The 7,124-nt window shown below is 64.8% G+C and carries 6 protein-coding genes and 1 pseudogene; 3 read left to right on the top strand and 4 right to left on the bottom strand.

Annotated features, from left to right (window positions below; all coding sequences use genetic code 11):
* The 3 genes and pseudogenes from AC1DJT_RS13705 to AC1DJT_RS13695 all read right to left on the bottom strand — a co-directional run.
* Positions 1-1,501, bottom strand: a pseudogene (locus AC1DJT_RS13705) (ABC-F family ATP-binding cassette domain-containing protein); the annotation flags it as partial.
* 349 nt (positions 1,502-1,850) lie between these two features.
* Positions 1,851-2,414, bottom strand: a complete 564-nt coding sequence (locus tag AC1DJT_RS13700; protein ID WP_441490773.1) for a hypothetical protein — start codon at positions 2,412-2,414, stop codon at positions 1,851-1,853.
* A gap of 109 nt (positions 2,415-2,523) precedes the next feature.
* Positions 2,524-4,323 (bottom strand): ABC transporter ATP-binding protein/permease, encoded by a 1,800-nt coding sequence (locus AC1DJT_RS13695; RefSeq protein ID WP_441506372.1) that lies wholly within the window; start codon positions 4,321-4,323, stop codon positions 2,524-2,526.
* 254 nt (positions 4,324-4,577) lie between these two features.
* Here AC1DJT_RS13695 and AC1DJT_RS13690 point away from each other — a divergent pair, with 254 nt between their 5' ends.
* From AC1DJT_RS13690 to AC1DJT_RS13680, 3 genes are all read left to right on the top strand, one after another.
* Positions 4,578-4,868: a hypothetical protein gene (locus AC1DJT_RS13690; protein WP_476767588.1), complete on the top strand. Its 291-nt coding sequence runs from the start codon at positions 4,578-4,580 to the stop codon at positions 4,866-4,868.
* Positions 4,858-5,175, top strand: coding sequence for a hypothetical protein (locus AC1DJT_RS13685; protein ID WP_476834239.1), 318 nt, complete (start codon positions 4,858-4,860; stop codon positions 5,173-5,175). Before AC1DJT_RS13690 ends, AC1DJT_RS13685 begins: the two co-directional genes overlap by 11 nt.
* Positions 5,176-5,297: 122 nt before the next feature.
* A complete protein-coding gene (locus AC1DJT_RS13680) occupies positions 5,298-5,927 on the top strand; it encodes a nitroreductase family protein (protein WP_441506374.1) in 630 nt (209 codons plus the stop codon).
* Positions 5,928-5,949: 22 nt separating this feature from the next.
* Here the strand turns inward: AC1DJT_RS13680 and AC1DJT_RS13675 are convergent, their stop codons facing one another.
* Positions 5,950-6,996: a GSCFA domain-containing protein gene (locus AC1DJT_RS13675; RefSeq protein WP_441506375.1), complete on the bottom strand. Its 1,047-nt coding sequence runs from the start codon at positions 6,994-6,996 to the stop codon at positions 5,950-5,952.
* Positions 6,997-7,124 lie beyond the last annotated feature (128 nt).

The raw sequence follows: 7,124 nt of genomic DNA, 5'->3' as shown, positions 1-7,124 counted from the left end.
CAGCGAAGAATGCCTCCGGCCCCTCGATCTCGACCAATTTGCGATTCTCGATCAGCCAGAAGCGCGATCTCGACCAATTTGCGATTCTCGATCAGTGCGAAACCAGCAGGCAGCTCGCCTCATGCGCCATGAGTTCGCCCTCCAGCGCCTCCTGCCCTTCGATGTCGAGATGGTTCGTCGGTTCGTCGAGCAGGTAGAAATTCGGATTGGCCAAGCGCAAGACCAACATGGCGAGCCGCGACTTCTGCCCGCCCGAGAGCGCGCCGATCCGGCTGCTCTGCATGTCGATCGACACACCCGCCCCCGCTAGCAGGCTGCGCGCCGGCTGGTCGCCGACATCGAAGCGCCGGGTGATCACGCCGTGCGGCGTATCGCTATCGGCGAGTTCGGAAAGACTCTGACTGCTATAACCAAGAGCAAGCGACGGCGTGACCTTGATGCGCGCAGCGTCGGTTTCCGCGATCGCGTCCCTGATCAGGCCAATCAGTCGCGACTTGCCGGTCCCGTTGCGGCCCAGCAGCACGATMCGGTCACCCTGGGCGATCGACCGCTTGCCGGTCTTGAACAGCGGCGCCCCATCCGGCGTCTCGACGGAAAGATCGTCGAGGGTCACCAGGACTTTGGCATGCGTGCCGCGATTGGCCAGCCTGATCGCGCCCGATGAGCGCTCCTGATAGCCAGGCCTCGCCGCCTCTTCCAGGCGCTCGGCCCTTTGCCTGAGCTGCTTGGTCTTGACCACGAGGAGGTCGCTGCCGGAATTGATCCCGATATTGTTCAGCTTCGCCGCCTGCCGGCGCAACTGCTGCGCCGCCTTCATCTCGCGCTGGTAGCGACGCTCCTCCGAGGCGTCGACCTCATCCAGCGCGGCGCGCGCCCGCGTATAGGGCAGCGCGAAGACCGGTGAGCTCTCCAGCCTGAGGAACAGCGTGCGATTGGACACCGCGTCGAGGAAGGCGCGATCATGACTGGAGATCACCACGGGCACGTCGCGCGGCAGACCGTTCAGCCATTCCTCGAGTTGGCTGATCCGGGCGAGGTCGAGATGGTTGGTCGGCTCGTCGAGCAGCAGCATGTCGGGATCGGTCACCCAGACGCTGGCCAGCATGGCGAAGCGTTGCCAGCCGCCGCTCAGCTGCGACAGGGGGCGCCGGCGAAGCGCCTCGGGAATTTCGAGCGCCTCCAGCGCAACGTCGACGCGCCAGGATTCCGTCTCGGCCTGCTCCATCGGGAGCGCGCGACGGACGAGGTCATAGAGGGGCAACGCCAGCAGCCCGGCGGGAATTTCCTGCTCGACATGGCCGACGCGAAGTCCGCGCGACCGCGTGATCTCGCCAGTCGTAGGCTCATGGGAACCAGCAAGGCAGCGCAGCAGGGTGGATTTACCCCGGCCATTGGCTGCGACGAGGCCGAGGCGATCTCCCGCCCCGATCGCAAGATTGAGATTGGAAAAGAGCGGCGCACCGAGCGTGACGCCAAGTTTGCGGGCGTTGATCAAAGCCATAATCGTTCTCTGGACTGCGCGAGCCGTTGTCCGGCATCCAGGAAAGGCGCGTTCCACGGCCTTGAGGATGCGGATGCCGGATGCCTGTGCGGCGTCAGCTCGTTGGGTTGGGAGAGGCGCAGTTCACCGGAGCCATGAGGCTCGACGCTGCGCCGCCACGAAGGGCAGACCGGAAGAGAACCGTTGAGCGATCGTCTTTGGGTCAGCCCTGCAAGACAGCTTGCAGGGCCTGAACGGGGCCACGCTGACGATGGTGACGAAAGAACGTAATCACGCAGCCCCCCTTTCTCGAGTGAACGATGGCAACAGCCCTAGCGCCGTTCCAAATCGTTCGCAACTGCGGCTTGCCTCAGGCAGTCTTGCGGAAAACGCGCAGCGTCTTGAACAGGCCGACCTCCTCGACCGGGCGCGACTTCGCCCAATCCGCAATGATCGGCTCGGCCGAGGCATAGGCGAAGGAGCCGGTATAGAACAGGATATAGCCGCCGGCGTCAGTCTGGTCGGTGAAGAGCTGCATCACCTCGAGATCGGTAAGCGCGCCATAGGCATCGTTCTTCTCGCTGCGGAACTCGCAGGAATGGAACAGGGTGACGATATCGAAGCGCGGCAGCAGCTTTGCGTTGCTGGTATAGATGTCACCGAAATAGGCGGAATAGGTCTTGGTGATCGAGGGGTTCTCGGTCGCCAGCTTGACGAAGGCATCATATTCCTTGGGCGAAGCGGTGATGCCCAGCACCGTGCAGTCGAGCTCCGGCTCGGCGCAGCGGATGCCGATATAGTGATGCCCGCCGGTCCCGAAATGATAGATGCGCTTGCCGGTGAGGCTCTGCTCCTCGAGCCATTCGACGAAATGCACGTCACAAGGGCACTGCTCGACCCGCAGGCCCCAATAGACGTCCCAGATGTTCAGCATGCGATCAGCTCCGTTACAGGCAGGTCCGTCATACCTGCGGCATGAGGCAAGGCGGGCTTGGTCGGGCCCGAGGTACAGGGTTTCGCGGCAAGGCTGACCGAAACGACCGTCATGTCAGGCCCCGCTCCACCACACTGGCCCGCAGGGCGGGCGTGCCATCCGGATTGGCCATCCGCGCCACGCCGCCGGCCCGCTTCATCACGAGATGGTGGCTGGCGGCCTCCGCAAAGCCAGGGCTCTGGCCCATCAGCAGGATGATGGCGCCGGGCCGCACGGCTCGCAGCTCGGCGATGAGCTCGAGCGCAGTGTCGGTTTCGAGGGCGCTGGTGGATTCGTCGAGCAGGAGCACGTCAGGCGCTTCGAGTTCGGCGCGGGCCAGCGCCAGGCGCTGCCTGTCGCCCGTCGCCAGGAGCTTGTCCCAGTCGCGATGCTCGTCGAGGCTCGCGGCGAGCGCAGAGAGCCCGTAACGGCGCAAGGCATCGGCAAGCGCATCGCCTGGACGGGTCAACGCCGTATCAAGAATCGTGCGCAGGCTGCCTTCGCTCAGGTGCAGGCTGTGCGGCACGACGGTCACCCGCGCTCCTTCCGGCAGGGAAATCTCGCCTCTGCCCCAAGGCCAGAGACCGGCGAGCGCCTGGATCAGCGCCGATTTGCCGAGCCCGAGTTCGCCCGAAAGATGCAAGGTCGCGCCGGCCGGCAGGGAGAAGCTGAGATCGGCGGCCAGGTTGCGGCCATCGCGATCGGTCAAGGTGACATCCGCGAGACACAGCAGAGTGTCAGGGCTTTGCTTCACGGTCAGATGATCATCCGGCCGGCTCTGTTCGACACGGTCGAGCGCGTCGGCCAGTTCGTTGACGCGCCGCGCGGCGGCCAGCCACTCGGCGATGCGCATGAAATTGTCGAGCACCCAGTTGAAGGCGTTCTGCACGGCGACAAAGGCGGCAGCGACTTGAACGACCCCGCCGAGCGACATCTCGCCGGAGAGATATTTCGGCGCGGCCAGCAGCAACGGAACGACCGGAACGAGCGCGCCGCTGCCATTGGTGATCCAGGTCAGCCTGCCGCGCTGGCGGATCATGGCGAGCCAGCGCTGCGCCAGGCTGTCATAGGTGCGCGCAACGGCGCGACGCTCGCCTGCCTCGGCGCGAGCGAGCGCGATCGGCTCGCCATGATCGCGAATGCGCATCAGGGCGAAGCGCAACTTGGCTTCGCCCTCGTTTCGAGCCGCAACGAGGCGCGGCAGCCGGCGGCCGACAACGGTGATCAGAAGCGAAACCAGCACCGCATAGAGGATTGCCGCCAATACGAGATAGGCCGGGATGGTGATCGCCCCCGAGCCGGCCGGAATCGTCAGCGCGCCCCCGATCTCCCAGAGGATCTCGATAAACATCACGATGGTGATGAAAGCCGACAGCAGACCTATGGCAAAATCGACGAGCGGTTCGGTTGCCCAGCGCACATCGTCGGCGATGCGATATTCGGGATTGGCCGGCTCGTCATTCGAGAGGCTCAGACGGAAGAAGCGTCGCTCTCCAACCCAGCCGTCAGCGAGCTTCGCCGTTACCCATTGCCGCCAGTGCACCTGGAGCGTCTCGCGCGTGACCAGGATGGCGACGCCGATACCGGCGACGATGAGCGCGAGCACCGGAAAGACCGCCATGGCGGTCAGCGCGCTCTCCGTGTCTTTCTTCTCCAGCGCATCGAAGAACCAGCCGTTCCAGCGATTGACGGTGACATTGACGAAGACGCTGAAGATGATCGATGCCGCCAGCGACAGCGTCCAGAACCAGGCCTTGCCACGGGTCGTTCCACGCCAGAAACCGCCGGTCAAGCCGGCAAAGCGCCAGGCGACCTGCCGATCGGAGGGCAGGCTTTCGGCAATGCCAGGCGCTTCGACTGACTTCAGCAAGAACGATGATCCCCCCGGATCGGAACAACACACGTCCACGCCCGGGTTTTCCCGATTGCCGCACACGCCTGYCAGCATGGCGCCTATCCTGCGCTCGATGAACCAAGGCTGAATGATTCTGACCTTGCGGCACCGATGCCACCCCGCAGTTTCGAATTGTTCTATTTATTCAATGAAAACAATACGTTGCACTACAACCCCCTCGCGCCTACTGAATTTCGCCATGTAAGAATCGGTCACGGCGAGGCAACGAGATGGGCGAGATTTCTGCAGGGGACGTAGTTGCGGCAATCGGCCGGAGCGACGAACTCATCATCCAGGAAACGCTGCGGACCAAGGCGACCACGCTCGAACTGCGTCGGGCGCTCGCCTTCGCAAAGGGCCCCGCCAATGCAAGCCCGGCCGCCTATCAGGCGTTGCCGGCGCGGATGCAGCGTCTCGTCGACCTGCTGACTGCTGCGATCGAGGGATCGGCGCAGCCGCTCGGTCCCGCCCAAGGTGAGAAACCCAACCATCGGCGGGAGGACGCCCACCGTGCCGCTTGAACTGATCCATGACGAGAACACCGAGGCCGCCCGCGCCGCGCTGCGGCAGGTGGTTATGACGGCATTCTGCAACGCCTTGCACGATTCCCAGCTCGCCCCGATGACCGTGATGCGGCTCGCCGCCGAGGCAATCGGCTCGATCTATCGCGAGGTCTCCGATGYCCATCGCCATGAGGACGCTTGTCCATGCGGCTGGCKGCCGAGCCCGGAGCAGGATATCGACGCCCTGCAGGTGGCCCTGGCGCGTCTGGCAAGACCGGCGCCGATCGCCGATCTGAGGCTGGTCGAGGTTGCCGGCCGGGCTTAGATCATCGGTGATCTGAGTCTTCGGGTTTGCATCGGCTTTCCCGAAGGCCGCAATCCACTTTTCGGACCGATGCTTCAAGCGCGGGCACGCGCGAAAGCGCCAACGATCGAGGACGTGAGGACATGAACCAGAGCCAGGCGGCCCTTGCCGCAGCGCCCGGGGATGGCGAGACGCTGCTGCGCCTGCTCGAAACGCGCCGCTCGGTCGGGATGACGATGCTCAGCGAGCCGGGCCCGGATGCTGCAGCGCTGGCCCGCATCCTGACGATCGCCGCCCGCGTGCCCGATCATGGCGTGCTCGAACCCTGGCGCTTCATCGTGCTTGCGGGAGAAGCGCGCAAACGGGCAAGCGAGCGTGTCTCGCGGCTCTATGCCACCGAGAACGCGGCGATGGATGCCGAGAAGCGTGAGAAATTCACCGGGATCATCGGCCGCTCGCTGACCTATGCGCCCCTGATCGTCCTGGTCGTCAGCAAAAGCGACCCCGAGGCGCGCGTCCCGGTCTGGGAGCAGGATCTCTCCGCCGGGGCGGTCTGCATGAACCTGCTCACCGCAGCCCACGCGCTTGGCTTCGGCGCGAACTGGCTCACCGGCTGGGCCGCCTACAGCCCCGGCGTGCACGCCCTGTTCGGGCTTTCGAGCGGCGAGAAGCTCGCGGGCCTCGTCCATATCGGCACGGCGAAGGAAGCGCCGACCGAGCGCCGGCGCCCCGATATCGACGCGATAACCACCGTGTGGACGGGGACGGACTGACCCTGTTCCCGGTGAGTCTGCGTCAGACCAGCGCCGGGCTGGCAGTCGCGCCGATCGTCTGACCGAGATAGCTGCGCTCGAAGGTCTCCATCACCGTCGCCACCATCTTGCGGGCGACATGGAGTTGGTCCTCCTCGAAAGCGATGGCACGCGGCGAGTTCAGGACGATCTCGTAGCTCGGGAAGTAATCGACGAAATCGAAGCGCCGGTAGAGCTCCTCGGCGACGGCGCGCAGCACCGATTTCGAGGCGCTGTTGGCCACGATGACGTCGGCATCCTTGAACGTCGCGCCTAGCGGCACTGGCGAAACGGTGACGATGAAACGCATCTCCGGATGGCAGTGCTCGCGGATCAGCGTGATCGCGCCGAGCATGTCGTTCAAGGTCGCCTCATAGCCGTAGTCGACGAAGCGGAAGCGCTCGGGCATGCGCGAGAGCCAGGTCGGGCCGGGGTGGATATTCATGGCGAGCCCGGTCTCGGAGTCGAGCCAAGTCTCGGTCAGCCCGAGCGTGAAGAAACAGATCCGCGCGTCCCTGATTCGCGAGGTCGCGGCCGTCAGGCGCTTGCGGTTGGCAAGCGCGGTCTGCTGGTCGAGCAATCTCAGGCCGCTGGCGTGCGGATCGAACCACTGGTCAGGGGCAAGCTCGATCAGCCCTTCATTCGGATAGGGTTCGTCGAGCAGGACGCGCTTGAGCTCATGCGTCATGGACCGCACCGAGTACTTGTTGAGCGCGCCGCGACTCAAACTTCCGCGCGCCGCACCACCGCCGCGGCCCGTCGCCTCGTTCCAGCTCTCGAAATGCTCAGCGGGAACGCCATGGCCTTCGAGCAGGAGCGACAGCCCACGCATCATCAGGACGTTCTCGACCTCGCGCGCGAAGCAGGAGCCCATCGTAAAAATCGGCCAGGCCGGATCGATCTGGAACTTCGGCTTATGCTCGACCGAGAGATAGTTGCCGGTCGTCAGTCGCTCCTTGGCCATGCGCTCGGGCTTGCCCGAGATCCAGCCGCGCACCGGATTGCCGCGCATGATCGTGAGCGCGGTGCCCGCGTCGTATTCGATCTTCATGGTCTGCTCCTGCCGCTCCTGGCCGTCGACACCATGCCGCCGACCTCTTTCAGGGTGTTCGGTTCAGGCGCCCCCACAGCTTACGCGCTGCGGGGAAGCTCGCCCTCCCCCTTCAACAATCAGGGTTC

It is taken from the genome of Allobosea sp. 05T422_2, from assembly GCF_056396265.1.
The sequence above is the reverse complement of the archived record's forward strand: the minus strand, read 5'-3'. Positions and strand labels throughout refer to the sequence as shown.